Raw genomic sequence first — 25,742 nt, forward strand, 5'->3', positions numbered from 1 at the left:
GGGTCCTCCGACACGGTTCCGCCTTGATCAAATATACCCGAACGCTGTTGGATCAGGCGAGGGATCGGCTGCCGGAGTGCGTAATGGCGCAAACGCCGGTCGTCGCCTTCTCCTGGCCCCGGTCCCCCATGCCGCCCCCGTTAAAGTCTGACCGCACGAAGCCGCAGCGCATTGCCGATGACGCTCACGGAGGACAGGGCCATCGCCAACGCCGCCAGAGCCGGCGACAGCAGGAGGCCAAAGATCGGGTACAGCAGCCCCGCCGCGACCGGGATGCCCAGGGCGTTGTACCCGAAGGCGAAGACGAGATTCTGGCGGATGTTGCTCATCACCGCCTTCGACAGCTTGCGCGCCCGGACAATGCCCTGGAGATCGCCCCCCAGCAGGGTGACGCCGGCGCTCTCGATGGCCACGTCCGACCCGGCGCCCATGGCGACCCCGACATCGGCGGCGGCCAGGGCCGGGGCGTCATTGACCCCGTCGCCGGCCATGGCCACGATGCGGCCCTCGGCCCGCAGACGCTCGACGACCGCCGCCTTGTCCTGCGGCAGGACCTCGGCCTGGACATCGTCTATGCCGAGCCGGCGCGCCACCGCCTCGGCCGTGGTCCGGTTGTCCCCGGTCATCATCACCAGGCGCAGGCCCGCGGCCTTCAGAGCGCGAATGGCCTCGGCGGTCGTCGCTTTGACCGGGTCGGCGATGCCGAGGACTCCGGCCGCCACCCCGTCAACGGCCACGAAGATCGCGGTGGCGCCGTTCTGGCGTAGCGCCTCGGCCTCGGCCTCGAGCGCCGCGACCTCGACGCCGATCTCCTTGAGGTAGCGGCCGTTGCCGAGCGCCACGCGGCGGCCATCGACCACCCCGGTGACGCCGCGCCCGACCGGGCTGTCGAACTCCGACGCCTCCGACAGCACGAGCTTGCGATCCGCCGCGGCGCGGACGACGGCGTCGGCCAGCGGGTGCTCGCTGCCCCGCTCCAGACTGGCGGAGAGTCTCAAAAGCTCGGCCTCGTCGAACCCGGCGGCGGGCCGGATGGCCGTCACCGACGGTCGCCCCTCCGTCAGGGTACCGGTCTTGTCGAGCACCAAGGTGTCGACCTTTTCGAAACGCTCCAGCGCCTCGGCGTTCTTGATCAGCACGCCGGCGTGGGCGCCGCGCCCCACCCCGACCATGATGGAGATCGGCGTCGCCAGGCCCAGGGCGCAGGGACAGGCGATGATCAGCACCGAGACCGCGGCGACCAGCGCGTAGGACAGGCGCGGTTCGGGACCGACCAGGCCCCAGACGAGGGCGGCGAGAACCGCGATGCCGATCACTGCCGGCACGAACCAGCCGGACACCTTGTCGGCCAGCCGCTGGATCGGCGCGCGGCTGCGCTGGGCCTGGGCCACCATCTGGACGATCTGCGCCAGCAGGGTGTCGGCGCCGACCTTGTCAGCCCGCATCACGAACGAGCCGGTCTTGTTGAGGGAACCGGCGACGACCTTGTCCCCGACGCCCTTGGTCACCGGCATGGATTCACCCGTGACCAGGGACTCGTCGATGGTTACGCGACCGTCCAGAATCTCGCCATCGACCGCCACCTTCTCGCCGGGGCGGACGCGCAGTCGGTCCCCGACGGCGACCATGTCGAGCGTGACGTCCTCGTCGCCGCCGTCGTCACGGAGCCGCCGCGCGGTCTTGGGCGCCAAATCAAGCAGCGCCCGGATGGCGCCGGACGTCTGTTCGCGGGCGCGCAGCTCAAGAATCTGGCCCACCAGAACCAGGACGGTGATGATGGCCGCTGCCTCGAAATAGACCGGCGCGCTGCCGTCCATCCGGCGGACCGCCGCCGGGAACAGAGCCGGCGCCAGCACCGCGACCACGCTGTAGATCCAGGCCGCGCCGACGCCGATGGCGATCAGGGTGAACATGTTGAGGCTGCGGTTGCGGAGGGAAGCCCAGCCCCGCTGGAAGAACGGCCAGCCAGCCCACAGCACCACGGGCGTCGCCAGCGCGAACTGGATCCAGTTGGAGGTTTGGCCCGAAATCCGCATCGCCAGTCCGGTCAGATGGCCGCCCATCTCGAGCGCGAAGACGGGCAGGGTCAGGACCGCGGCAACCCAGAGGCGGCGGGTGAAGTCGATCAGTTCGTGATTGACCGGCGCCTCGGCGGTGACGGTCTCCGGCTCCAGCGCCATGCCGCAGATCGGGCAGGAGCCCGGGCCCTCCTGGCGCACCTCCGGATGCATCGGGCAGGTGTAGATGGCGCCCGGGATGACAGGCGCCGGTTGCCGGGCCTCGCCGAGATAGCGGTCCGGATCGGCGATGAATTTGGTCCGGCAGCCCGCCGAACAGAAGAAATAGTCCTTATCGTCGTGGGCCGCCCGATGCGCTGTGGTCGCCGGATCGACGGTCATGCCGCAGACCGGATCGACCGCCTTCGCGCCGCTGTCCGCCGATTTGGCCGAACAGCAGCTGTGGTCGGGCGGATGCGAAGGGGAGGGCATGGACATGGCGGGCTCCTTGAAACAGCTGGACGCCATATATACCCTAAGGGGGTATCGCGCAAGGCGCTGTCCTGGGGTAGGGTCGAACGGTCAGAGCGAGGAATTGGATGCAGACGGAAACAAAACCCAAGGTGTTGAACCGCCTGAACCGGATCGAGGGCCAGGTGCGCGGCATCGCCCGGATGGTCGAGGAGGACCGCTACTGCGTGGAGGTCCTCACCCAGCTCCAGGCCGTACGGGCGGCCCTGCTGCGCGTCGAGAGCGAGGTGCTCAGAGACCACCTTGACCACTGCGTCATGGGGGCGATGACCGGCGACGATCTCTCCGATCGCAAGGCCAAGGCCACAGAACTGATCGACCTTCTCGGACGCGCCTCGCGCTAGCGCAGGACATTTCCCTAGACATCCCGTCGGATTGGTTCGGCGAGCGTCTTAAAATATCCTCTCGGGTAGTCGGGCCGACCGCCGATCTGGCCTGCCCGGGGCGTGTGGACCCCGGACCGGAAACTTGCCCAAGAGATGATCCCACAGGCTGGTGAACAGGCCGAAAAACCCACGGAAAATCACGGGAGCGTAGCAAAGACGTGGAGCCTGCATCTGCGCCTAGGCCAGGACCTTGAGGCGCCGACCGCCCAGGCTCCCGGGCGACGGCTCCGGGCGCCGGGTCCTCAGACGGCTTGAGGAGCGCCCCTTCAAGGCGTGCATCCAGCTTACATACCTTGACGCCGAGCTGTTCTTTGAAGCCCGCCACGATGCGGTCCGGCTGGGCCTCAGGGCTCGACAGGGCCGTCGGAGAGGGCGGAATGACGAGGCGAGGGCCGGCCGATCAGCGCCAGAAGGCCCGATGACGATCGCCTGACGGCTCAGGGCGGACGGTCGTCCAGAACCACGCGGACCGAGCCCGCGCGAGCCACGGTCAGCTGGATTGCGACATGGGTGGGCGACGTGGTCTTCGTGCGCGCCCGCATAGACGGCCCATCCATCGCCCATGGAGAAAACCGCGCTCGATGAGATCCAGGCCATCGTTCACCACGGCCCGCGCTGAACTGTGGGCTGAGCCGGTGGCACGCGTCATCCCGCCTTCCGATGAAACCTGCAAGCCGACCGCCATGAGCCCGCGAGCGGCGCAGGATCAGATCATGGCCTTTTCTCCAGCGCGGCAGGCCTGACCCCCGGATGCGAGAGGATGAGGGATGGCGGCGACCGATGCGTAGACCAATTAAGCGGTCCGTCCTGTGCCGCCCGCCGTGGGGGCCATCGTTCATGACGTCCGTTTCTCCGACTCACGAAGGCTACCCGGCTGATCTGAGGGCCCTGACCAGCCTGCGGGCCTTCCTGGCCATGGGCGTGGTGCTGTTCCACTACCAGCTTCAGTGGGATCCGGCCCTGGGCTACAGCCCGATCATCGAGCGAAGCCGGCTGGGGGTCGACGCCTTCTTCATGCTGTCGGGCTTCATTCTGGCCCACGTCTACGGCCCCGCTTTCGCCGCAGGAACGTTCAGCTACAGGCGCTTCCTCGTGGCCCGCTTGGCTCGGCTCTATCCCCTCCATCTGGCGATTTTAGGCGGTGTTCTGATCATGGTGCTCGGAGCTTCAATCTCTGGCGTTCCGTTCGATCTCTCGACCTACACGACAGAGGGCTTCTTCAAGACCCTGTTCCTGGTACAGGCGTGGTTTCCAAGCGAAATCGGATACAATTGGAGCGGCCCGTCCTGGTCGCTCTCGGCGGAATGGTTCGCCTATCTGCTGTTCCCGGCCTACGCCCTTCTCTCCATCCGGATGAGACATCGTCCTTGGTTCCTGCTCGGCTTGGGCATCGTCAGCTATGTTGTCATCGACGCGGCCTACGTCTCAACCTTCGGCAAGGTTCTGCCTCGGGCCGAGGACGACATGGGCATCTTGCGCATAGCGCCGGCCTTTCTGATCGGCATGGCGCTCTACGGCTTGGGCCATCGCTGGCGCTGGAGCCGGCCCGTCGCCATCGCCGCCGCCCTGGCTGCTACCCTCGTGTTGCTCGGCGCTATGCAGCTGTCGTTGGACGACCGGATCATCGTCGCCCTCTCAGCCCCCGTTATCCTGACCTGGTCCCTGCTCGCACGCGCGGACTGCGAGGGGCCTCTCGCCGCCCCTGCGCTGGTTTTCGCCGGTGAAGCCTCCTTCGCCCTCTATCTCGTGCACATGCCCGTCCTCGTCGCCTTCAAGGGCGTGGTCGCCGAACTGCGCGGCATCGACAGCGCCTTCCGCATCACGCCAGTCGAACTGGCAGGGTTGTTCGTCGTCACGGCGCTGATCGCGGCGGCCCTGCATCTGCTCGTTGAGAAACCTGGGCGAACCTGGATCCGACGCCGGTTCGAAAGCCGGCGAGCCCGGCCCGCAGCGCCGGCCTGACCCCGGGCCACGAGACGTGGGTACTGCCTCGGCGTCGGTCAATCCCGACCGGTCGGCGCCGCACTGGCGCCGCAGCGACCCGCAGCCCACCAAGAAAACATTTTGAGAATGATAGTGAGTCACTCCCATGCCGCCCCTTACCACGACTGGCGGATCGATCAATGTTCGCATCGTCGCAGCCGTCAACGGAGCTCCCGACCTCCGCCATCACGTATCCACCTGAAGGACGAATCCTAGCCATATCGTGATGCGGCAACCTCGACCGTTGCCATTGGGATCGGGTCGCACTATGGCGGATGAAGGAGCCGTTCAATCTTGTCTCGCCTGTTTCGCACCATTTGCGTCAGCCTGTGCGCCGCCCTCGTGGCGACGTTGAGCCTGCATGGGGTTCAGGAAGGGCGGCACCAGATTGCCCATGCGTCGGATTGGCCGGCAGTCGCGATCGGCCACGGTGATCACGCAGAGATCGCGGACGTCGATCATGGCTCGCTGCACGTCCATATCGCCCCCGACGCGCCGGCCGAGGATCCACTGGATCAAGCCGAAGACGGCGAAGACGAGGGCGAGGCCGGGCGTCCAGCAAGCCATCACCACCATACGAGCGGCGACAGCCACACCGCCATCCCGATCCTCAACCGCGATCTGAGCCCCCTCGTCGCCATGAACGCCGTGCTGATCCAGCCGGCGGGCGATGGCGCACGTCCGGCCCACGACGGCGACGGGCCTGAATACCCTCCCAGACGGACGCGCACGATCATCTGATCCGACGCGGCCAATCGGTCGCGCGTGCACCCCCGTTTCCCGGAGAGAATCCCTTGAAGACCCCATCGTCCGGCATTGCCGGGCCGTGGGCGCGACTGACGGCCGTGTCGGCCCTCGCGCTCATTCTGGCGGCCTCGCTGCCGCCGACCCTTGCTGTCGCACAGGATGCGGCGGCCACGTCCACCGCGCCTGTACTGTCGCTGGACGAGGCGCTGCGTCGAGCCGCCCTGGTCGATCCCTCACTGGCACCGACCCAGGCCCGGCGACAGGCGTCGCGGGCAGCCGTGCGTCAGGCGGACGTTCGTCCCAACCCCACGCTTGGGGTGATGGTCGAGAACTTTCCGACCATCGGCGGAGGCGACCTGTTCCGTCGGACCGAGACCACGCTCACAGTCGAGCAACGGTTCGAGCGGGGCGGTGACAGGTCCGCCCGTGTCTCTCTCGCCGAAGCCGAAGGGCTGCTGGTCGACGCCACCGCGCGCATTCGCCAGTTGGACCGGCTCGAACAGGTGCAGCGCGCCTGGGCGGAAGCTCTGGCGGCTCAGGCCGAGTTGGAGATCGCCCGCGAGCGCCTTGACCTCGCCGAACGGTTCCAGACCGAGGTCGGTCGCCGCGTGGACATGGCGCGCGATCCTCTGTTCGCCGGGGCGCGCGCCGAGGCCGAACTGGCTCAGGCCCAGATCGACTTCGATCAGGCCGGGATTACCGTCCGGGTCGCCAACATTTCGCTGGCCCGGTTCTGGGATGGGTCATCGGACTTCACCCTTGGCGCCGAGACCTTCGCCGACACCCGGTCGGCGCTCGACGTCACGGATGGGGTCGCCCAGGCGGACCTGGACATCTTCGTCGCACAGCGCGACATCGCCGTCGCCCGGGTGGCGGTGGAGACGGCCCGCGCCCGGTCGGACGCCACGGTCAGCGCCGGCGTCCGTCACTTCGGGGACGGCAACGACCTCGGCTTTGTCGTCGGCGCGTCGATTCCCCTTGGTCGCTACGACCAGAACCTCGGGGCCATCGACCGCGCCCGAGCGGAGGGGCTGGCCGCCGAGGGTGATCTCGCCGCCGCCCGCATCGACCGTGAACGTGAGATCGCGCGCCTGCAGGTTCAGGTCATGGCCCGAGCCAGCGAAGCTCGCAGGATCGGGCAGGAAACCCTTCCCCAGGCCGAGCGCGCCGTCGTTCTGGTGCGCGACGGCTTCAACAGGGGCGGCTTCACCTACAACGACGTCATCTCCGCCCAGACCGCCCTGCTGCAGACCCGCGCCCGCCGCGTCGCGGTGCTCAAGCAATTCCATATCGATCGCGCCCGCCTCGACAGACTGACCGGCGCGCACGGCGACCTGATCCTCGCCCTGGAGACTCAACCATGATCCGCCTGACACCTTCGCGGCGCTGGCTCGTTGCGTCTGCGATCGTCCTCGCCTTCGCCGCCGCCGCTTGCGGAGACAAGCCCGCCGAAAAGGCAGGCGAAAACGGCGAGGCTGCCGCCGCCGACTATGAGCGTGGCCCTCACCGAGGCCGGATGCTCCGCGACGGAGACTTCGCCCTTGAGATCACCATCTTCGAGGAAGGACCAGAGCCCCTGTTCCGGCTCTATCCCTATCTGAAGGACAAGCCGCTCGATCCACGTCAGGTCCAGGCGACCATGGCCCTGACCCGTCTCGGGCCGAAGGTCGATCGGTTCACCTTCATCCCGACCGAGGACTATCTCGCCAGCCCCGGTGTCGTCTCCGAGCCGCACTCCTTCGACGTGGCGGTCGCGGCGACCCAGAACGGCAAGCGATCGACCTGGGCCTACCAGTCCTATGAGGGTCGCACCGTCATCTCAGCCGACGCCGCCCGCGCCGGTGGCGTCACCACGCAGCGCGCCGGTTCCGCAGTCCTGGGCGAGTCTCTGCCGTTGAGCGGTCGGGTCGAGATCACGCCTGAGGGCCAGAGCGATGTCTTCGCCCGCTATCCGGGTCGGGTGATGGCGTTGAACGTCGAACTGGGCCAGCGCGTATCGCGAGGCCAGGTTGTGGCGCGGGTCGAGTCCAGCGAGAGCCTCCAGACCTATTCCGTCACCGCGCCGATCTCCGGCGTCATCATGGCCAAGAACGTCAACGCCGGGGCCATCACCGGCGCGGGCGGCGAGCCGATGCTGGTGATCGGCGACCCAACCCGCCTCCATGCCGAGTTCGCCCTCTATCCGCGCGATGCAGAACGTGTCCGCCGGGGCCAGCGGGTCGAGGTCACCAGTCTGGCAGGTGACCACCGTTTCAATGGCGTCATCGAAACCATCCTGCCCGGCTCTGATCCGATGAGCCAGACCCTGATCGCCCATGTCGAACTGGCCTATCAGGGCGGCGTCTGGCGGCCGGGCCTGGGAGTACAGGGCACCGTTCAGGTCGGTGAGGGTGCAGTGCCTCTCGCCGTCCAGACCAAGGCCATCCAGCCGTTCCGCGATTTCCAGGTCGTCTACGCCAAGGTCGGCAACACCTATGAGGTGCGGATGCTCGAACTGGGCCGAAGGACCGACGAGTGGACCGAGGTGCTTGGCGGGCTCGAACCCCGAACCGAATACGTCGTGGACGGCGCCTTCCTCATTCGCGCGGACATCGAAAAGTCCGGCGCGAGCCATGATCACTAGGGGGCGCGAGAACCATGCTTGCACGCATCATCGCCCTGTCGATCCGCTTCCGATGGGCGGTCATGGGGCTCGTCCTCCTGGCCTGCGCCATCGGCGTCTGGAGCTTCCAGCGCCTGCCGATCGACGCCACTCCGGACATCACCAACGTCCAGATTCAGATCAACACCGAAGCCCCCGGCTATTCGCCGCTGGAGGCCGAACAGCGCATCACCTTCCCCGTCGAGACCGCCGTCGCAGGCGTTCCGGGCCTTCAATACACCCGCTCGGTTTCGCGATACGGGTTGAGCCAGGTGACCGTCATCTTCGACGACGGCACCGACATCTATTTCGCACGCCAACTGGTGAATGAGCGCCTCCAAAGCGCCCTCGGTCAGCTTCCCCCCGGCGTCACCCCTGAACTTGGCCCTATCGCCACCGGCCTCGGGGAGATCTTCATGTATACGGTCGAGGCCGAGCCGGGTGCACGACGTCCCGACGGCCAGCCCTATACGACCGAAGACCTGCGCACGCTTCAGGACTGGGTCATCCGGCCCCAGCTTCGCAACACGCGCGGTGTCACCGAGGTCAACACCGTCGGCGGCTACGAGCGTCAGTATCACGTCACACCCGATCCGCAGCGGCTGGCGGCCTACGGGGTGACCATGGCCGAGGTGGTCGAAGCGCTGGACAACAACAACGCCAACGTCGGCGCGGGCTATGTCGAGCGCTTCGGCGAACAGTATCTGATCCGGGTGCCGGGGCAGGCTTCGACGAGTGAAGACCTGGGCAACATCGTGATCGCCACGCGTGGGGGCATTCCGATCCGCATCCTGGACTTCGCCGACATCGGAATGGGCCAGGAACTTCGCACCGGCGCCGCGACCGAGAACGGCAAGGAGACGGTCCTTGCGACGGTTCTAATGCTGGCTGGCGAGAACAGCCGTATCGTCGCCCAGGCCGCCGCCGCCAGCCTGCATGAAGCCGCCAAGGCCCTGCCGCCCGGTGTCGTCGCCACGCCGGTCTACGACCGCACCGAACTGGTGGAACGCGCCATCCACACCGTCGAAAAGAACCTCGTCGAGGGCGCCCTGCTGGTCATCGTCGTGCTGTTCCTGCTGCTCGGCAACATCCGCGCGGCCCTGATCACGGCGGCGGTCATTCCCGTCACCATGCTGATGACCATCACCGGCATGGTGCGGACCGGAACCTCCGGCAATCTGATGAGCCTCGGCGCGCTCGACTTCGGCCTGATCGTGGACGGCGCCGTCATCATCGTCGAGAACTGCCTCAGGCGCTACGGCGAGGCCCAGCATCGCCTGGGTCGTATCCTGACCCGCGAGGAACGGTTCGATCTGGCGGCGACCGCCTCCAGCGAGGTAATCCGGCCCTCGCTATTCGGGGTCATGATCATCACCCTGGTCTATGTCCCCATCTTCGCCCTGACCGGGGTGGAGGGGAAGACCTTCCACCCGATGGCGATCACCGTCGTCATCGCCCTGACGGCAGCGCTCCTGCTGTCCCTGACCTTCGTACCCGCCGCCGTCGCCATGTTCGTCACCGGCAAGGTCGAGGAGAAGGACAGCTTCCTGATGCGCTGGGCCCGGGTGGGTTATCAGCCGGCGCTCGACTTCGCGCTCAGGACCCGCAGCCTGATGATCGGCATTGCGGTCGTGCTGGTGCTGCTCGCCGGGTTCGGGGCGTCGCGGATGGGCTCGGAGTTCGTGCCCAATCTCGACGAAGGCGACATCGCCATGCACGCCCTGCGCATCCCGGGCACCAGCCTGACCCAGGCCGTGCAGATGCAGACTGCGTTGGAAGCCCGCATCGCCCGCTTCCCCGAGGTGGAGCGGGTCGTGGCCAAGATCGGCACCGCCGAGGTCGCCACCGATCCGGTGCCGCCCTCGGTCGCCGACACCTTCATCATGCTGAAGGACAGGAAGGATTGGCCGAACCCTCGCAAGTCTCGCGGCGACCTCGTCGCCGAGATGGAAGAGGCCGTGAATGAGATTCCCGGCAGCAAATACGAGTTCACCCAGCCGATCCAGATGCGGTTCAACGAACTGCTGAGCGGGGTGCGGGCCGACGTCGCCATCAAGGTCTATGGCGACGATCTCGACGAACTGCTGCGCCTCGGCGCCGAGATCGAAGCCATCGTGGCCTCGGTGGACGGGGCCGCCGATCCCCAGACCGAACAGATCACCGGCCTGCCGGTGCTCCAGATCACACCCAACCGACCCGCCATGGCGCGCCTTGGCCTGAGCATCGAAGACGTCCAGTCGGTTATCTCCACCTCGATGGGCGGCACGACCGCCGGGCAAATCTTCGAGGGTGACCGTCGTTTCGACGTCGTTGTCCGCCTGCCCGAGCGTCTGCGCGCCGACACCAACGCCATCGGTCGTCTCCAGGTCCCGCTCCCGGCGGGCGAAGGACAGCCGCGTCAGTTCGTGCCCCTGAATGAGGTCGCCACGATCGAACTCACAAAGGGTCCGAACCAGATCAGCCGAGAGAACGGCAAACGCCGCATCGTGACCACGGCCAATGTCCGCGACCGCGACCTGGGTTCGTTCATCCGCGAGGTTCAGGACCGGGTCGATGCTGAGGTCGCCATACCGGCCGGCTATTGGGTCACCTATGGCGGAACGTTCGAGCAGTTGATCTCGGCCGCCAAACGATTGCAACTCGTGGTTCCCGCGGTGTTGCTGCTGATCTTCGGCCTGCTGTTCGCCTTGTTCCGCTCGGTCAAGGACTCGGCCATCGTTTTCTCCGGCGTGCCTCTGGCCCTGACCGGAGGGGTGGCCGCCCTGATGCTGCGTGGGCTGCCTCTGTCGATCTCGGCGGGGGTCGGATTCATCGCCCTGTCCGGGGTCGCCGTGCTCAACGGTGTCGTCATGGTCACCTTCATCCGCAGCCTGATCGCCGAAGGGAAGCCTCTTGGCGAGGCAATCCGGGAGGGGGCGCTGACCCGTCTTCGCCCGGTGCTGATGACGGCGCTCGTCGCCAGCCTCGGCTTCGTGCCCATGGCCTTGAACGTCGGAGCCGGCGCCGAGGTCCAGCGCCCGCTGGCCACGGTCGTCATCGGCGGGATCATCTCCTCGACCCTGCTGACCCTGCTCGTGCTCCCCGCCCTCTACAGCCTCGTCCACGGCCGCCCGTCTTCGCCGAACGGCGTCAGACGGTCGTGGCGTGAGCGGCTTCCCTTCGCATACTCCCGGAGGACTTCATGAACCCGCGTCTCCAGCGCGCGACCGCCTGGTTGCGAACGCCCATCGGCCTGCTGAGCGCAGGCCTGTTGGTGCTCTTCCTCAACGGCCTGTTCACCGCCACCCTGGCGCACGGGGTGGCGGCAGGGGACAAGGGCTACATCCAGGAGACGTCCGGCATCGTCTTCTGGCCCTTCGTCTATCTGGGGGCCAAGCACATGGTCACCGGTTACGACCATCTGCTGTTCCTGTTCGGGGTGATCTTCTACCTCTACCGCCTCAAGGATATCAGCCTCTACGTCACCATGTTCGCCGTCGGGCATTCGACGACCCTGCTGCTGGGCGTGATGCTGAACGTCAACGTCTCCAGTTATCTGATCGACGCCATCATCGGCCTGTCCGTCGTCTACAAGGCGCTCGACAACATGGGGGCCTACCGACGCTGGTTCGGTGTCCAGCCGGACGCCAGGGCCGCGACCCTGGCGTTCGGTCTGTTCCACGGCCTGGGTCTGGCGACCAAACTGCAGGACTTCCAGCTGTCTTCAGACGGCCTCTTGGTCAACCTGATCGCCTTCAACATCGGCGTGGAGATCGGCCAGCTTCTGGCGCTCGGAGCCATCCTGATCGCCATGGGATTCTGGCGCCGGACCGCCAGCTTCGGGCGCCACGCCTATCTGGCCAACGTCATCCTCATGATCCTCGGTTTCATCCTGACGGGCTATCAGCTCGTCGGCTTCTTCGTCGCCTGACGGGAGACCTTCCATGCAAAATCTCAATCAACCCGATCCCGCCGAACTGCCGTCGACGGCCAAGCTGCTCAAGTCTACCGGCGTCGCCGTCGTCATCGCCTCGGCCCTGCTGGTCACCGTGGTCCTTCCAGCCGAGTACGGCGTCGATCCTACCCGCATCGGCTCGGTCTTCGGGCTGACCGAGATGGGCCGGATCAAGCGCCAACTCGCCGTTGAAGCTGCGGCTGAAGCGGCCTCAACGGCGGCGGTCATTACATCCACGAGGACCGCGCCTGCCTTGCCGGCAGCCGCACCAGTGGGCTCACCAGACACCGCAACTCAGGAGCCGGCCAGGTCTGGCAAGACCGAAGCCGTCCCGCCAGCGGTCACGACCCAGACGGCAGCCGCAGCTACGACAACCAATGGCGCATCGGCGGGTCGCAGCCATCGCACGTCCCTGACCCTTGAGCCTGACGAGGGGGCCGAGATCAAAATGGCCATGGGGGACGGCGCGAAGGCGAACTTCACCTGGTCCACCAGTGGCCCGGCGGTGAACTATGACACCCATGGTGACGGCCAAGGGATCACCTATCACGGCTATAGCAAGGGAACCTCCGCCCGCGAGACGGGGGTGCTAACGGCCGCTTTCGCGGGTCATCACGGCTGGTTCTGGCGTAACCGCAGCGGCGAGCGTGTCACCATCACGCTTCAAACCTCGGGCGACTACGAGAGCGTCGATTTCGTCGACTGAGGCTTACGGTCGGATGTCTCCCGCCTTGGGCTCACTCCTTCGTCGTCGGCCATCGCGGGTGGCGCTCGTCGATGACGAAGGGATGGCTGTGCAACGCCTCTCCGGATTGACCGTCCAGATGCGGATCGTCTTCGGCCGGTGCGTCATGCCGATGCGGCAGGTCCGTCGGGTCGTTCGCAGGCCAGACTACAAATCCTAGGACCGTTCCGAACGCGCACAGGGCGGCCAGCACCAGAAAGGCCGCGCTGGGGTCCGCAGCCGCGCTGACCAGACCGGCGACCGGATAGGCGATCAGCCAGGCGGCGTGGGACAGGGCGAACTGCGCCGCGAACAGGGCCGGACGATCCTGTGCGTTGGAAGACCGACGCAAGGCGCGACCCGCCGGTGTGAGGGTCAGCGAATAGCCGACGCCCATGACGGCCCAGAGGATGAGCAGGGCGACATAGGTGGTCGCCAGCACCGATCCCCCAAGCAGCACCAGGGTCATGATCGCGGCGCCCCACAACATGGCGGTCCGGTCTGCGACCCGGTCCAGCAGGCGAGGCAGGGCGATCGCCGCCGCCATCGACCCCGCCCCGAAAGCCGCTAGCGCCCAGGCGGCGGCTTGGCCGGACATGGCGAAGCGGGACTGCACCAGGACGACCGTGTTGACGAACACCATGGCCCCGCCGGCGGCCGCGGCGATGCTGATGGCGATCAGACCGCGCAGACGTGGCGTCAAAGCGAACAGGCGAACCCCGCCCGTGAGCCGCTGGATGAAGGGTTTCTGAGCCGTCTGCGTCAGTACCGGCAGTGCAGCCGTGACGACGAAAAGGGCCGAGATAACGAAGCCGAGGGACGTCCCGGCGAACAGATTGTTGTAGCTCATGAAGGCGAGGAGCACGGCCGCCAGCACGGGACTGGCCACGCTCTCGAGATCGGCCGCGAGGCGCGAGAGCGACAGGGCCTTGGTGTATTCCGCCTCGTCAGGCAGCAGGTCGGGGATCATCGCCTGGAACGCCGGGGTGAAGGCCGCCGAGGCGACGTACAGCACCGTCATCAGGGCATAGACCTCCCAGGCCTCGCCAACGAACGGCAAGGCGCCGGCGACACAGGCCCGGACGACATCCAGCGAGACCAGCAGGGCCTTGCGGGGAAGCCTGGCCGCCAGGGCGTTCGCGAAGGGCGCGACGCCGATATAGGAGATCATCTTGATGGCCAGGGCCATCCCCAAGACTTCGCCGGCATTGGCCCCGGCCAGATCATGCGCCAGCAGACCCAGCGCCACCGTCGCCATGCCCGTGCCGAGCAGGGCCGCGACCTGAGCCGTAAACAGGTGCCGATAACCGGCATGTCGGAGCGGGGAAAACATCGAAGATCATCCTGCGGGTCGAGCCAGGGGGCTAGCCTTATCCCCTCCGGGGGGATAGCATCTTGCTATGGCCCACGTCGTCCATAAATCCCATCCCGAGATCGTCAATCGGCTCAAACGCGCCGAGGGACATCTGCGGAAAACCATCGCCATGATCGAGGGCGGCCGCACCTGCCTCGACCTCGCCCAGCAGCTTCACGCAATCGAGAAGGCCGTGGCGGCGGCCAAGAAGGCCCTGATCCACGATCACATCGACCATTGCCTCGCCCATGCGGCGGAGGGCGATCCGGCTGAGGCGCGGCAGGCCATGGCCGAGTTCAAAGACATCACCAAATACCTGTGAGACGCCGATGACTCCGTTTGCGGACCTGCTCGCGCAGGGCTCGGCCCATGCCTGGCTGTTCATTCCCTCGGCCCTCCTTCTCGGGGCGCTTCACGGTCTTGAGCCGGGGCATTCCAAGACCATGATGGCGGCCTTCATCGTCGCCGTGCGCGGGACGGTCTGGCAGGCGGTATTGCTCGGGCTTTCGGCGACCTTGTCGCACACGGCCATCGTCTGGGCGATCGCCCTGACCGGTCTTTACTTCGGTCAGTTCTTCGACATCGAAGCCTCGGAGGGCTGGTTCCAACTGGCCTCGGCCGTGATCATCCTCGGTGTCGCCGCATGGATGCTGTTGGCCACATGGCGCGAGCAGAACGCCGTCCATAACGAGCATGATCATGACCACACCCACGACGAGACGCGCTGGATCGACACGGGCCATGGCGTCGTCAGCCTGAGTATCTTCGAGGACGGTATTCCGCCGCGCTTCCGGTTTGCCCCCGATCACGGTCCTGTCCCGAGGGCCGGCGACATCAAGGTCGCCACCACGCGCGCGGACGGCTCCGTCCAGACATTCCACTTCGAGACACGCGACGGCTATCTCGAATCGGCTGACGTCATTCCCGAACCCCACGCCTTCACGGCGCGGCTGGTTCTGGGCCACGGCAATCACACCCATGACTTCGACGTCGAGTTCGCCGAACACGATCACGAGCATGGTCATGACCACGGCGGCCTGGATGTCTCAAACCCCGGCCACCAGGACGCCCATGAACGCGCCCACGCCAACGACATCAAGAAACGGTTCGCCAACCGCAAGGTGACCACCTGGCAGATCATGCTCTTCGGCCTGACAGGCGGCCTGATCCCGTGCCCGGCCTCGATCACCGTCCTGCTGCTCTGCCTGCAGCTGAAGCAGGTGGCCTTGGGTGCGACCCTCGTCCTGTGCTTTTCGATCGGATTGGCGGCGACCATGGTCACCGTCGGTGTCGCAGCGGCGATCGGGATGCGGCATGCGGAGAAGCGCTGGTCGGGAGGTTTCGCGGCTTTTGCGCGGAAAGCGCCCTATTTTTCAGGCGGGCTGATCGCCATCGTCGGCCTGGTTCTCACCTGGCAGGCCGTCGTGGCCCTGGCCGGGTAGTTCCTTCATGACCGGCACGCCCTGTATCGATATCTGCACCTTCGACGGCCGCTCGGGTCAGTGCGAAGGCTGTGGTCGAACGCGCCCGGAGATAGCGGGCTGGCGCAAGCTTAGTCCCTATCAGAAGAGAACCATCGAACGGGATCTGCCGCGTCGTCTCGCCAGGCTTTCAGCCAACCTCACACCGAAACCGACGGTGTGAAAAGAGACGTGAGGCCGTGGCCATCGCTCCGGTCCACCTTGCGGGTTACGGCGTTTGAGACCCGACGACGTCTCATTCTGACCGGCGCTGGCGAGATAGCGGTCGAGAATGAACTGGTCGAGAGGCACGCCGACCGCCCATCTCGGGAGCTGTTTCGTGCTTCATCCTCGAACGCTATGCTTCCGCTTCTGGGTGCTTTTGCGAGTGATGCCGGTTCTTATCTAGCTGTACTGTAAGCCTTTTTGGAACCTTGAAGCTTTCGCGCGATTAGCGTTCGGGTCGCAACCGATGCCGACCGGAGCGAACCTCGATGCCGGCTTCCGCCAAACTTCTCTCCATCGCGACCGCAAACGCGCCGAATGTCATGACCCAGACGGACGTGGTCCGGGTCGCTCAGGCGCTGTTTAGAGACCGGTTTCCCGGAATCGACCGGATGCTGCCCGTGTTCGACACTGCGGGGATCAGGACGCGGCAATCGGCCATGCCCCTGGATTGGTATCTCACTCCACGGAGTTGGCCGGAACGGACCCAGGCCTATCTCGACATCGCGGTCGGCATGTTCGCCCGCGCCGCCGAAGCGGCTCTCGATCAAGCAGGCCTGAAGGGGTGCGATGTTGACGTGATCATCACGGTCTCGTCGACGGGCATCGCCACGCCCAGCCTTGAGGCCCGCGCCATGGCCCGGATGGGATTTCGCTCCGATGCAGCGCGGGTCCCGGTCTTCGGCCTCGGCTGCGCCGGCGGAGCGACGGGCCTCGCCCTTGCGGGAAGGCTGGCCCAGGCCTCGCCGGGGGCCGTGATCCTTGTGGTCGTGGTCGAGCTCTGCACCCTTTCATTCCGGATGGAGGATCTGACCAAGGCGGACATCGTTGCGACGGCGCTGTTCGGCGACGGGTCGGCCGCTTGTGTGGTTCGCTGCGGCGAGGCGGGCTTCGCCTCGATCGAGGCGGCGGGCGAACACACCTGGCCTGGAAGTCTGGACGTCATGGGCTGGCGCGTCGGCCCGACCGGTCTGGGCGTGATCTTCGACCGCGCCATTCCTCCGTTCGCCCGCGAAAACCTTCGACCGGCGATGGTCGGGATGCTCGAACGCCAGGGCCTGGAGCTTGAGGATGTTGATCGTTTCATCTGTCACCCGGGCGGAATGAAGGTCATCGACGCCCTGGAGAGATCCCTGTCCCTCGATCAGGGCAGTCTGGATCACGAACGGGAGGTTTTGGCCGACCACGGCAACATGTCCGCGCCCACTGTCCTCTATGTCCTCGACCGCGCGAGACGGCAGGGTCTGCCGAACCGGTCGGTCGTGACCGCCCTGGGGCCAGGTTTCACCCTGAGCACCGTAACTCTGAGGTCGGCGGCATGATGCTGTCCATCGTCGTCCTCGCCCTGGTGACTGCGCAGCGGCTCGGTGAACTGGTTCTGGCCGAGTATAACACTCGCCGTCTGCGCGCCCAGGGCGCCGTCGAGACGGGCGCGGACCACTACGTCTTCATCGTCCTCCTGCACGGGGCCTGGCTCCTGGGGCTGTGGGCGTTCGCGTGGGACAGGCCGGTCAACCTTGCCCTGCTCGCCGTCTTCGTTCTGCTCCAGGCAGGCCGGGTCTGGGTGATCGCCACCCTCGGGTCCCGCTGGACGACCCGGATCATCACTTTGCCAGGCGCGCCGCTGGTCACTCGGGGGCCTTATCGCTTCGTCTCCCATCCCAACTATGTCGTGGTCGCCCTCGAGATCGCGGTCCTGCCGGTGGCCTTCGGACTGGTCGGCTATGCGATCGTGTTCAGCCTTCTCAACGCAGCGATGATGTGGGTGCGCATACGCAGCGAAGCCCGCGCTCTTTCGGCGGCAACCGCCGGAGCGCAGCCGGGATAGGAGACCGCTCGGGGCCTTCCTGTCGTGTCAGCAGGCGCGGGTCCTGCTCGGTGAGCTCGGCAACTCTGGTGCGACGCCCCCGTCCACCAGCCAAGCGGCTTTTTGGTTCTAGGCGGTCCAGCGAGTTCGCGGCGCCTGGCTCAGGGCAGTGTGAACACCGTCTGGATCCAGCCGCTCGTCTGGGCGTGTTCGATCAGCTCGAAGATCGGGATCGCTAACAGAAAGACCAGGCCATCCCTGAGGGTGACCAGAAAAAAGATGGGGCGGACTTCGAGGGTCTCGGCGTCCCGCCACTTCGAGACGTCTGGCCAGAAACGAGGCGTGCGATCGAGGTAGGCCGCATAGGGCGCTCCGAAGGCGTCGAGCAGCCAGGCCTCCTCGCTCTTCACGGTCGCCCAGAAGACCGCGACGGCGATCAGCAGAAACAGAACGGCCAAAACGATGCTGCCCGTCTGGGCGCCGATCCCAAAGGCGCCGACGAAACTGAAGACATAGAGGGGATTTCGGGTGATGGAATAGGGTCCACGATCCACGATCTCGGCCTTCTTGCGCCCTCCGATATAGAGAGAGCACCAGCCCCGCCCGACGATGGCGACGCCGATCAGGATCAGGCCGACAGTCTCCAGGCCCTCGTGAAACGGCGTCTCACCCCTCAGGGTCCGGCTGAAGGCAGCCAGGATGACCACGGCGATGATCAGAACGAAAAGCACGACCTTGCGGATCAACTGCATGCGCTGAATGGCGGCGTTCTTGTCTTCCGACATGGTCAGATTCCGGGCAGTCGGCGCACATCAATCAGACGCCGGATAGTGGTGAAAGGGCGAGTCAATGGCGTCGGCATGTTTGCAAGGGCTTCGTGGGTCGGCCTGCCGCCTCGGGAAGAGACAGTCCAGCGAGGCTTTCGTTGAGATTGCGTTTGAAGGACGCCGTCGGTGTCGACCTGTCACCGTGGTGGGGGCGGCTCCTGCACCCACCGCCACAACGCGCCACGACGCGGTCGAAGAGGGGATGAGGCCGAGGTGCACCCCCGTCTCTCTCCGTGGCCGGCGATCCGGACGGACGACCACCAATCGGTTCAGCTCGCACCCTACCCTCGCAGAAAGAGGAGAGCTCAACCATCGTGCACCCCTGCGCCAGGGCGCGGCCTAAAGGTCACAAGCCGATAGAGATAGCCCAGCACAGCGAAGGCCAGAACCCCAGTGGTCAAAGGGTTCAACCAAGCCTCCACGCGATCGTAGTGGGCTTCAAGCCGATAACCCGCATACGCAAGGGTGAAGGTGAAGAGGGCGGTGCCGGCCGAGGTCCAGACCAGAAAGTCGGCAAGCGGCATCCGGGTCACGCCCGCCGGTATCGAGATGAAGGTGCGAACCGTGGGCAGGAGGCGGCCGAGGAACACCGTCAGAGCCCCAAACCGCGTGAACAGACCGGCCATCCGATCGACCTCGTCCGGCGCCAGCGTCAACCAACGGCCGTGCGACGCAGACCAGCGTCGCAGCCGTTCCAGGCCGACCCGACGCCCGATCTCGTACCAAACCCAGGCGCCGAGAACCGCTCCGGCGGTCCCGGCGATGACCAGAAAAACGAAGTCGATGTCGCCTCGCGCGGCGGCGAACCCGGCGAGCGGCATGATCACCTCGGACGGCAACGGAGGGAAGATGTTCTCCGCGAACATCAGGACGGCGACGCCCAAAACACCGGTGGCGGCGATGATGCCGACGATCAGATCGAACATCTGGCTGCATCTATCACGAGTTTTGGGGGTGGAATCCTGTACCGACAGAGCCAGACCCAGGACAGAACCCGTCTGACCCAAGCGGGCGCGAATCCATGGATCTGCGCCGATGTGGATGCGTCGCCGATCGACGGATCGTCGCGCCTGCAAACAAGCACGGCGTTGGGGGCAATCGTAGTGGCGCCGAAGGGCAAGCGGCATTCTCTCGTGGTCTGCCACCGTTCTAGGTCGCGCAGTTTACGCTTAGTCTGACGGGCGGGTTAATTCGGGACGGCAATAGCGGCGTCGGACTGGCGACCGACCCTGCATCGTGATCATGTGGCCGACATGAACCCTGGCGTCGTGTCATGAAGGTGCTGGTCGTTGAGGACGACGAACGCACGGCGGGCTTCATCGCCCGGGGCCTGGCCGAGACCGGCCACACGGTCGACGTCGCCCGCTCGGGCAATGAGGGCGTCCAGATGGGCATGGCCGGGGCCTACGATGTTCTCGTCATGGATCGGATGTTGCCGGGGTTGAACGGGCTCGACGCCATTGCCCTTTTGCGCAGCGAAGGGGTCGCTGCCCCGGTCCTCGTCCTGACCGCTCTCGGCTCGGTCGAGGACCGTGTCGCAGGTCTCGAAGGCGGGGCCGACGACTATCTGGTCAAACCGTTCGCCTTCAGCGAGTTGCTCGCGCGCCTGAATGCCCTGGTGCGTCGGCCACCGTTGTCCGGGCTGAGCGAGACGATCGCCCTCGCAGATCTGGTCATCGACACCCGTCGCCGCCGGGTGATCCGCGCTGGCAAACGGATCGAACTTACCCCGCAGGAATACAAGTTGCTGGAGTTCCTAGCGCGGCGCATCGGCGAGACCGTCACCCGGACCATGCTGCTGGAGAGCCTGTGGGGATTCCATTTTGATCCCCGAACCAATATCGTCGATGCCCATGTCAGCCGCTTGCGCTCCAAGGTCGATCGAGGCTTCGACGTGGAGTTGATCCGGACGTTGCGCGGCGTTGGCTATGTCCTTGACGAACCGGAGTAGGGGCCCGGCCGGTCTGTGGCAGACCACCAGCGTTCGTCTGGCCCTTCTCTTCGCGCTTGTTTTCGGTCTCGGGACCGGACTGCTGTTGTTGGTGCTCGATATCGCTGTCGGTCGCTTCGCCGAGGAGACAGCCCGCGATGCGCTGCGCGACCAGGTCTCTGTGCTGATCGCGGATGCCAATGCCGAGGGCGGCGCAGCCCTCGTGGCGTCGCTTCGCGAACATGTCTCGGGCGGCCAGCCCGAACGGTTCAGCTATCTGGTCGTCACCCCCGGCGGCGATCGGCTGAGCGCCGGACTTCCGGACGCGGTCGAACGCATCAAAGGCGTAGCGAGCATCCATCTGCCTGTGGACGCCAAGGAAGACGACGTCGAAAGTGACCGGATCGAAGTCATCGTGCTGACCGCGCGCGCGCGGGACGGCACCTTCATCGCCGTGGGACGCGATACCTACGCCCTGGCCGAACTGCGCCAGTGGCTGCATCGCCTGGCGCTCTGGGGCGGGGTCGCTCTCGTGCTTCTGGCCTTGTTGTGCGGCATCGCCGCCGGCGCCGTGCTCTTGCGGCGCTTGAAGAGCGTCACAGAAGCCGCCGAACGGGTGATGAGCGGCGACCTCTCCGAGCGTCTGCCGTCACTGGGCATCGGGCTCGAGTTCGACGATCTCGCCGACACCTTGAACGCGATGCTCGAACGGCTCGAGGCCGCCATGGAAGCGTTGAGGCAGGTTTCCTCGGATGTCGCCCACGATCTGCGCACCCCGCTGACCAGGCTGCGCAACACGCTCGAGGACGCCCAAAGCGCGGAGGAAACAGAGCGCGACGAACTGATTACAGAGGCGGTTCTGGAGACCGACCGATTGCTTGAGATCTTCGGAGCCCTGCTGAGACTGGCCCAAATCGAGGGCGGCGCTAGTCGGCAGTTCACCGACGTCGATCTTGCCGCCGTGGCCGCCGATGTGGTCGACGCCTACCTTCCGGCGGCGGATCAGGCGGGCTGGAGCCTGACCCTGATCGTCAGTCAAGACGTCCGCGTGAATGGCGATCCGACCATGCTCGCCCAGGTGATCGCCAGTCTCGTCGACAACGCGCTGACCCATGGCGCGCCGGGACAGACGCTACGGGTCCTGGTCGCACGGGCAGGTGCTGACGCCGAGCTCTCGGTCGAAGACGATGGCCCGGGTGCACCAGCCGAAGAGTTGAAGCACCTGACCCGACGCTTTTACAGGCTTGACCGCAGCCGCCATACCGATGGATCTGGCCTGGGGCTGTCCATGGTCGCCGCCATCGCATCCTTGCATGGCGGTACGCTGTCCATCACCAACCGCCTCCCCGGCCTTGCCGTCGCCTTGCGGATTCCTCTCTCGCCGTCGTGAGACGAGCACTAGGGCCGCGGTCGATTTTCTGACGGCCATCGTACCAGTCGCCGCCGCTCCGCGACCGTCGCACGAGGACATGCTTAGTGACAGCGAACGCCGACCGGGACGTTCGTCAGCAACGAAGCGAGCGCATTTATGCGCGGGGCGATGGCCCCTGATCGCTCCCAGGATGTCGACCAGCCTTTTGAGGGAGGAGGAGGATGAGGGCGAGGATGGCGACGGTCAGAACCGCTGACGCCAACGGGCGGCTGAATGCCAATCCACCGTGATCCAGAGGCTTGTCTAGAAAATCTCCGACCACCGCGCCGAGCGGCCGGGTGAGGATAAAGGCGGCCCAGAAGAGCAGGACGCGATTGACGCGGGTCCACAAGGCCAGCCCAGCGACCAGTACCAGCAGGGCGCCGAAAACACCCGCCGCCCCGACATAGCCGAGGCCGCCCGTATCGGCTGTCCAGTCGCCGAGCGCCGTGCCCAACGTCTGGGACAGGGTGATCGTGATCCAGTAGAAGAGCTCGGCCTTGGGGGTCGCGATGTGATCAGACGAAATCGAACCCAACGAAAGCCGCCAGAGCGCCAGCGAAGTCAGGACAGCGGCCAGTAACAGGGCCGAACCGCCCGTGTAGCCGATCCCCAGCGACCGTGTGGCGAAGTCCGCCAGGGTCGTCCCTGCCGTCGTGGAGGCGATGATCGTCGCCCAGTAGAGGAACGGGTGGAAGCGTTTGGCTCTGACCTGAGCCCAGACCAGGGCGACCAGCACCGTGAGAAAAATCCCGGTGCCGGCAAGATATCCAAGCTTCATGGACATGCTGACGGTGTCGCCGCCGGTCTCGCCCAGGGTCGTGGCCAGGATTTTGATCAGCCAGAACCCGGCCGTGACGGCTGGGACCTTGCTGATCGCTGATTTGCTGTCGAGATTCTGCATTATCGGCCTTCATGAGTGGCTTGGTCGGCAGGGCGTTTAGACCCGGCATCCGCCCCCCCCCCCCCCGGTGCTCTCGATCAAAGCCCTAGGCGGCTTTTAACGCTCCGCTTGGACCGCTGCCGGCAGGGCTAGACCGGGTGGAAACACCTCGCCTCAGCTTACGCTTCAGGCGGGGTCGGGGTCCAATGACTGGATCGACCGGTTGGCGTCTCGGAGGAGACGCCAACCGCTATTGAGACCGCGACGAGACATTGCGACACGCAGCTGTATCAGTCCGGATTGGGTCCTTCTTCGGCGTTCTCGAGGACTGCGCCCGTCTCGGCGTCGACACCGACCTCGAAGGTTTTGCCGCCGCTCAGGATGTCGAAAGAATAGCGAAGGCCGCTGCCGCCACGTTCGGCCTCCAACTCATGGTCTTTCACCTCTCCCGCGCGAGCCCGCAGAGCAATGTCCTGGGCTTGGACGAGCGTGAGCTTCGCGCGAGCTGCAAGGGCCGCATTGTCTTCGGCTTCGTCGGCCTCATCGCCTTCCTCCGCTTCAGCCCGGGCTTGGTGATGGGCCGGTGCGCGGGTCTGGGCGACGGCGATGCCGCCGATCGCGAGGGAGGCGACGGCGATCGTCAGGATGATCCGTTTCATAGAAGCTCCGATGCGAGGCGGTATGCCTCACAGCCACCGTGACAGGCCCAACATTCGGGGAAGATGACTGCTTCATTGTATTTGTCGGCGCCGCCGACGTGGAAGATGGCCTCGGCGAGTTGGATCAGCAGCCGCTCGAAACAAGTCGGCTTGGAAGGCGAGCCGCATGCTAGCCAGTCCATGAACTGAAAATCGATTGTATCGCGAGTATCTCGGCGGGTCTCTTTGGCGAGAGCGCTTTCCGACCTCGGTCATCGACTTCGGCTATCCCGCGCTATCCTCACCAAGCTCAAGGGTCGCGCCGTTGCGCCGCCCGCATCTGTCGCTCCAAGCCCTAGGCGCGACGCCTTGGAAGGTGTCCGGCTCCACCACGCGACAGGGATTTTAGAAATCGGAGAAGTCGAGCGTGATGAACGGCTTTCGCAGATCGATACCGAGATCCGTTAGATAGTCCACGATGAGGTCGTGGTACCCGTGGGTCCGGCCAGGGAAGCGGATGCTCCAATAATAGGCTTCACCGTGATTGTCGGGATCGTTCAGGTCGATCAAACGTGCCTCGGACAATAGCGCCAGATCGCCGTCGAGATCGTCCCCCCGGTAGATGCGTCGAAGCTTGGGATCGCTCATCCTGAAGTCTTCGTGGAAGCCAGCCTTACTCGCATCGCGTCGCTCCACCAGGAATTTGAAGACCTCGCGGGTCAGACGGGGCAAGACGGCAAGCCTCTTGCTCAGTTCCGCGATGACGGCTTCCGCCTCCTCCCGCTCGATCGGCGTGTCCTTGGCCTCGTAGTAGGCTACGAATTTGGCGGCGTCTGACAGCCGGGGCGTCGGCAAAGCCTCCACCAGGTTGTCGATCCCTGTCGGGAAACGCCCGTCTTCATCAGGGATTTCCAGTTCGATCCGGACCCTTCGGGTCTCCTTCGAGACGTAGCTCTGCAGATCGACGAGGGTGTCGATCGGCAGTGACATCAAGCGCCCGCAGACGTCGTTGAAGTCCCAGACCATGTCGCGGTGAAGCCTGCGCTTGCGAAGGGCTCGCCGGTGAATTCGTAGGAGCCCTGCTTCTCGCCGATGACGAGGATCCGGACGTTGGGGTATTTGAGCCGCTGTAGTGCGTCCATCTTCTCCAGTGTCGCCTTGACCTTGGCGGTGGTTTTATCCGCAGTCACCTGGAATGCCCACTTGCCGGCCGGGTCCCCCAGATCGAGACCCGGGTTGTTGGAGCGCTCGGCGTTGAGGTTTGTCAGGTGCAGACCGAGAACCCGGTTGAGGACTTCCTTGGCGAAGTCCTCAACGTGGATGTGAAGGTCGAAAAGATGCAGGCGGCCCCGCTGCCTCGCCTGGGCGGCGATGCCGGCCAGATCGTCGACGATTTGACCGATCAGGTAGCCACGCGTCAGCATTCGTCTTCTCCGGGCCGCCATCGACCGGGTTGCTCCGGCAATTCGATTTGTAGGCAGCGACCAAGCTGTCGCCAATCCCCACCAAATTTCGCGGGTCCGCTCTGACCTGTTCTTCGAGTCCCAAGCTCAAGCGTGGCGCCGACGTGCATGCGCCGGGGCTGATGGTGACGGCGCTGACGGGACCGATCGCGCCTGATGGCCTGATCTCAGCGAGCGCCCCCGGATGCGGGACGCCCGGCGCTACGTCTGACCGTTCGACGATCGACGCCATCGTCCGATGCGTCATCGGCAGCCCGGCTTGCCCAGGGGAGAGAGCGCCACACCACGTCTTCCGCGCCCGCTCGTCTCGCGCAAGCGGAGCGGATCCGCTTGTCGTACTGCCTTCTGGGACTTAGTTGCCGCCTTCGCGGCCGCCAGCCTGTCGCAAAAGATTTCCAACGCGGCGGCCATTCAGCCGGCACGCGCCTATCACCCGATCGTAGACGACGACCCTACCATTGCGGCCCCGCACGGCCACACAATCCAGATTGCGTCCACGAACGAGGTTGGAGAGCCGGTCGCGATCGACCGTGCCGGTCGGGCTGTGAAGCTCGGAAGCGTCGAAGTCCGAGAGCCGGACCTCGATCCAGGTCGCGGGGTCATTGGTTGCGCCAAGGCAAAGGCTGTCGCCGTCTCCGACGTAGCGGACCACGCCCGCGAAAGGCTCACCGGCGCGGGCCGGCAATCGCCCTTCACAAGGATCGGCAAGGGCGACAGCCGGAGCGAGGACCAGGCCGACAAGGAGCAGGCCGGCGAGCATGAAGGGCCATTTCATGAGCCCAACCTGAAGCCCGCGCCGTA

The 25,742-nt window shown here is 65.7% G+C and carries 24 protein-coding genes; 15 read left to right on the forward strand and 9 right to left on the reverse strand.

Going from position 1 to position 25,742, the window contains the following annotated elements; genetic code table 11:
* Positions 1-140: 140 nt before the first annotated feature.
* Positions 141-2,489 carry a heavy metal translocating P-type ATPase gene (locus tag ACW172_RS08755; protein ID WP_135194146.1) on the reverse strand — a complete coding sequence of 783 codons (2,349 nt, stop codon included), beginning with the start codon at positions 2,487-2,489 and terminating at the stop codon, positions 141-143.
* Positions 2,490-2,596: 107 nt separating this feature from the next.
* Between ACW172_RS08755 and ACW172_RS08760 the strand changes: the two genes are divergently transcribed.
* From ACW172_RS08760 to ACW172_RS08795, 8 genes are all read left to right on the forward strand, one after another.
* On the forward strand, positions 2,597-2,872 hold the full coding sequence (locus tag ACW172_RS08760; protein WP_088582502.1) for a metal-sensitive transcriptional regulator: 276 nt from the start codon (positions 2,597-2,599) through the stop codon (positions 2,870-2,872).
* A gap of 957 nt (positions 2,873-3,829) precedes the next feature.
* Complete coding sequence (locus tag ACW172_RS08765; RefSeq protein WP_244304231.1) at positions 3,830-4,876, forward strand: acyltransferase family protein; 1,047 nt, start codon at positions 3,830-3,832, stop codon at positions 4,874-4,876.
* Positions 4,877-5,191: 315 nt separating this feature from the next.
* Entirely contained in the window at positions 5,192-5,638 is a 447-nt protein-coding gene (locus ACW172_RS08770; RefSeq protein WP_088582500.1) for a hypothetical protein, read from the forward strand.
* Between the two features lie 53 nt (positions 5,639-5,691).
* A complete protein-coding gene (locus ACW172_RS08775) occupies positions 5,692-7,008 on the forward strand; it encodes a TolC family protein (protein WP_184279850.1) in 1,317 nt (438 codons plus the stop codon).
* On the forward strand, positions 7,005-8,267 hold the full coding sequence (locus ACW172_RS08780; RefSeq protein ID WP_035308110.1) for an efflux RND transporter periplasmic adaptor subunit: 1,263 nt from the start codon (positions 7,005-7,007) through the stop codon (positions 8,265-8,267). Before ACW172_RS08775 ends, ACW172_RS08780 begins: the two co-directional genes overlap by 4 nt.
* 14 nt (positions 8,268-8,281) lie before the next feature.
* Positions 8,282-11,470 (forward strand): efflux RND transporter permease subunit, encoded by a 3,189-nt coding sequence (locus ACW172_RS08785; protein ID WP_135194138.1) that lies wholly within the window; start codon positions 8,282-8,284, stop codon positions 11,468-11,470.
* Positions 11,467-12,195 (forward strand): HupE/UreJ family protein, encoded by a 729-nt coding sequence (locus ACW172_RS08790; protein WP_035308114.1) that lies wholly within the window; start codon positions 11,467-11,469, stop codon positions 12,193-12,195. Before ACW172_RS08785 ends, ACW172_RS08790 begins: the two co-directional genes overlap by 4 nt.
* 13 nt (positions 12,196-12,208) lie before the next feature.
* On the forward strand, positions 12,209-12,925 hold the full coding sequence (locus ACW172_RS08795) for a transmembrane anchor protein (protein ID WP_135194137.1): 717 nt from the start codon (positions 12,209-12,211) through the stop codon (positions 12,923-12,925).
* A gap of 31 nt (positions 12,926-12,956) precedes the next feature.
* On the opposite strand, the gene ACW172_RS08800 is transcribed toward ACW172_RS08795, so the two are convergent.
* Positions 12,957-14,276 (reverse strand): MFS transporter, encoded by a 1,320-nt coding sequence (locus ACW172_RS08800; RefSeq protein WP_492034740.1) that lies wholly within the window; start codon positions 14,274-14,276, stop codon positions 12,957-12,959.
* A gap of 67 nt (positions 14,277-14,343) precedes the next feature.
* On the opposite strand from ACW172_RS08800, the gene ACW172_RS08805 reads away from it, so the two are divergent.
* The 5 genes from ACW172_RS08805 (at position 14,344) to ACW172_RS08825 (ending at position 17,810) form a co-directional block, all read left to right on the forward strand.
* Positions 14,344-14,619, forward strand: a complete 276-nt coding sequence (locus ACW172_RS08805; protein ID WP_088582496.1) for a metal-sensing transcriptional repressor — start codon at positions 14,344-14,346, stop codon at positions 14,617-14,619.
* Between the two features lie 7 nt (positions 14,620-14,626).
* Positions 14,627-15,739 carry a nickel/cobalt efflux transporter gene (locus tag ACW172_RS08810; RefSeq protein ID WP_135194135.1) on the forward strand — a complete coding sequence of 371 codons (1,113 nt, stop codon included), beginning with the start codon at positions 14,627-14,629 and terminating at the stop codon, positions 15,737-15,739.
* 7 nt (positions 15,740-15,746) lie between these two features.
* Complete coding sequence (locus ACW172_RS08815; RefSeq protein WP_135194134.1) at positions 15,747-15,941, forward strand: DUF1289 domain-containing protein; 195 nt, start codon at positions 15,747-15,749, stop codon at positions 15,939-15,941.
* Positions 15,942-16,251: 310 nt separating this feature from the next.
* Complete coding sequence (locus ACW172_RS08820) at positions 16,252-17,304, forward strand: type III polyketide synthase (protein ID WP_492034741.1); 1,053 nt, start codon at positions 16,252-16,254, stop codon at positions 17,302-17,304.
* The gene (locus ACW172_RS08825; protein ID WP_419755900.1) at positions 17,301-17,810 is read left to right on the forward strand and encodes an isoprenylcysteine carboxyl methyltransferase family protein; all 510 of its coding nucleotides are present in this window, start codon (positions 17,301-17,303) and stop codon (positions 17,808-17,810) included. The genes ACW172_RS08820 and ACW172_RS08825 overlap by 4 nt, the downstream gene beginning before the upstream one ends.
* Positions 17,811-17,950: 140 nt before the next feature.
* On the opposite strand, the gene ACW172_RS08830 is transcribed toward ACW172_RS08825, so the two are convergent.
* The gene (locus ACW172_RS08830; protein ID WP_183197660.1) at positions 17,951-18,574 is read right to left on the reverse strand and encodes a methyltransferase family protein; all 624 of its coding nucleotides are present in this window, start codon (positions 18,572-18,574) and stop codon (positions 17,951-17,953) included.
* A 347-nt stretch (positions 18,575-18,921) separates the two neighbouring features.
* Positions 18,922-19,542 carry a DedA family protein gene (locus tag ACW172_RS08835; protein WP_183197662.1) on the reverse strand — a complete coding sequence of 207 codons (621 nt, stop codon included), beginning with the start codon at positions 19,540-19,542 and terminating at the stop codon, positions 18,922-18,924.
* A 347-nt stretch (positions 19,543-19,889) separates the two neighbouring features.
* On the opposite strand from ACW172_RS08835, the gene ACW172_RS08840 reads away from it, so the two are divergent.
* Entirely contained in the window at positions 19,890-20,567 is a 678-nt protein-coding gene (locus tag ACW172_RS08840; RefSeq protein ID WP_183197663.1) for a winged helix-turn-helix domain-containing protein, read from the forward strand.
* Positions 20,545-21,936: a sensor histidine kinase gene (locus ACW172_RS08845; RefSeq protein ID WP_492034742.1), complete on the forward strand. Its 1,392-nt coding sequence runs from the start codon at positions 20,545-20,547 to the stop codon at positions 21,934-21,936. Before ACW172_RS08840 ends, ACW172_RS08845 begins: the two co-directional genes overlap by 23 nt.
* Positions 21,937-22,072: 136 nt before the next feature.
* Here the strand turns inward: ACW172_RS08845 and ACW172_RS08850 are convergent, their stop codons facing one another.
* The 5 genes from ACW172_RS08850 to ACW172_RS08870 all read right to left on the reverse strand — a co-directional run bounded on the left by ACW172_RS08850 (position 22,073) and on the right by ACW172_RS08870 (position 25,716).
* Positions 22,073-22,861 carry a COG4705 family protein gene (locus ACW172_RS08850; RefSeq protein ID WP_292227051.1) on the reverse strand — a complete coding sequence of 263 codons (789 nt, stop codon included), beginning with the start codon at positions 22,859-22,861 and terminating at the stop codon, positions 22,073-22,075.
* A gap of 269 nt (positions 22,862-23,130) precedes the next feature.
* Positions 23,131-23,499, reverse strand: coding sequence for a PepSY domain-containing protein (locus ACW172_RS08855; RefSeq protein ID WP_183197669.1), 369 nt, complete (start codon positions 23,497-23,499; stop codon positions 23,131-23,133).
* A 384-nt stretch (positions 23,500-23,883) separates the two neighbouring features.
* Entirely contained in the window at positions 23,884-24,468 is a 585-nt protein-coding gene (locus ACW172_RS08860) for a hypothetical protein (RefSeq protein WP_492034743.1), read from the reverse strand.
* The gene (locus ACW172_RS08865) at positions 24,468-24,902 is read right to left on the reverse strand and encodes an SMEK domain-containing protein (RefSeq protein ID WP_492034744.1); all 435 of its coding nucleotides are present in this window, start codon (positions 24,900-24,902) and stop codon (positions 24,468-24,470) included. The genes ACW172_RS08860 and ACW172_RS08865 overlap by 1 nt, the downstream gene beginning before the upstream one ends.
* A 391-nt stretch (positions 24,903-25,293) precedes the next feature.
* Positions 25,294-25,716, reverse strand: a complete 423-nt coding sequence (locus tag ACW172_RS08870; RefSeq protein WP_444571804.1) for a nuclease — start codon at positions 25,714-25,716, stop codon at positions 25,294-25,296.
* Positions 25,717-25,742: the final 26 nt, after the last annotated feature.

The organism is Brevundimonas sp. ALps5 (genome assembly GCF_058681645.1).

Bases quoted from the DNA above. Each gene is read 5' to 3' on its own strand.
- ACW172_RS08870 (WP_444571804.1), bottom strand. From the start codon at position 25,716: ATGAAATGGCCCTTCATGCTCGCCGGCCTGCTCCTTGTCGGCCTGGTC.
- ACW172_RS08805 (WP_088582496.1), top strand. From the start codon at position 14,344: ATGGCCCACGTCGTCCATAAATCCCATCCCGAGATCGTCAATCGGCTC.
- ACW172_RS08790 (WP_035308114.1), top strand. From the start codon at position 11,467: ATGAACCCGCGTCTCCAGCGCGCGACCGCCTGGTTGCGAACGCCCATC.
- ACW172_RS08835 (WP_183197662.1), bottom strand. From the start codon at position 19,542: ATGTTCGATCTGATCGTCGGCATCATCGCCGCCACCGGTGTTTTGGGC.
- ACW172_RS08850 (WP_292227051.1), bottom strand. From the start codon at position 22,861: ATGCAGAATCTCGACAGCAAATCAGCGATCAGCAAGGTCCCAGCCGTC.
- ACW172_RS08780 (WP_035308110.1), top strand. From the start codon at position 7,005: ATGATCCGCCTGACACCTTCGCGGCGCTGGCTCGTTGCGTCTGCGATC.
- ACW172_RS08820 (WP_492034741.1), top strand. From the start codon at position 16,252: ATGCCGGCTTCCGCCAAACTTCTCTCCATCGCGACCGCAAACGCGCCG.
- ACW172_RS08865 (WP_492034744.1), bottom strand. From the start codon at position 24,902: ATGCTGACGCGTGGCTACCTGATCGGTCAAATCGTCGACGATCTGGCC.
- ACW172_RS08815 (WP_135194134.1), top strand. From the start codon at position 15,747: ATGACCGGCACGCCCTGTATCGATATCTGCACCTTCGACGGCCGCTCG.
- ACW172_RS08765 (WP_244304231.1), top strand. From the start codon at position 3,830: ATGGGCGTGGTGCTGTTCCACTACCAGCTTCAGTGGGATCCGGCCCTG.
- ACW172_RS08800 (WP_492034740.1), bottom strand. From the start codon at position 14,276: ATGTTTTCCCCGCTCCGACATGCCGGTTATCGGCACCTGTTTACGGCT.
- ACW172_RS08785 (WP_135194138.1), top strand. From the start codon at position 8,282: ATGCTTGCACGCATCATCGCCCTGTCGATCCGCTTCCGATGGGCGGTC.
- ACW172_RS08845 (WP_492034742.1), top strand. From the start codon at position 20,545: ATGTCCTTGACGAACCGGAGTAGGGGCCCGGCCGGTCTGTGGCAGACC.
- ACW172_RS08760 (WP_088582502.1), top strand. From the start codon at position 2,597: ATGCAGACGGAAACAAAACCCAAGGTGTTGAACCGCCTGAACCGGATC.
- ACW172_RS08825 (WP_419755900.1), top strand. From the start codon at position 17,301: ATGATGCTGTCCATCGTCGTCCTCGCCCTGGTGACTGCGCAGCGGCTC.
- ACW172_RS08830 (WP_183197660.1), bottom strand. From the start codon at position 18,574: ATGTCGGAAGACAAGAACGCCGCCATTCAGCGCATGCAGTTGATCCGC.
- ACW172_RS08855 (WP_183197669.1), bottom strand. From the start codon at position 23,499: ATGAAACGGATCATCCTGACGATCGCCGTCGCCTCCCTCGCGATCGGC.
- ACW172_RS08840 (WP_183197663.1), top strand. From the start codon at position 19,890: ATGAAGGTGCTGGTCGTTGAGGACGACGAACGCACGGCGGGCTTCATC.
- ACW172_RS08795 (WP_135194137.1), top strand. From the start codon at position 12,209: ATGCAAAATCTCAATCAACCCGATCCCGCCGAACTGCCGTCGACGGCC.
- ACW172_RS08810 (WP_135194135.1), top strand. From the start codon at position 14,627: ATGACTCCGTTTGCGGACCTGCTCGCGCAGGGCTCGGCCCATGCCTGG.
- ACW172_RS08860 (WP_492034743.1), bottom strand. From the start codon at position 24,468: ATGTCACTGCCGATCGACACCCTCGTCGATCTGCAGAGCTACGTCTCG.
- ACW172_RS08755 (WP_135194146.1), bottom strand. From the start codon at position 2,489: ATGCCCTCCCCTTCGCATCCGCCCGACCACAGCTGCTGTTCGGCCAAA.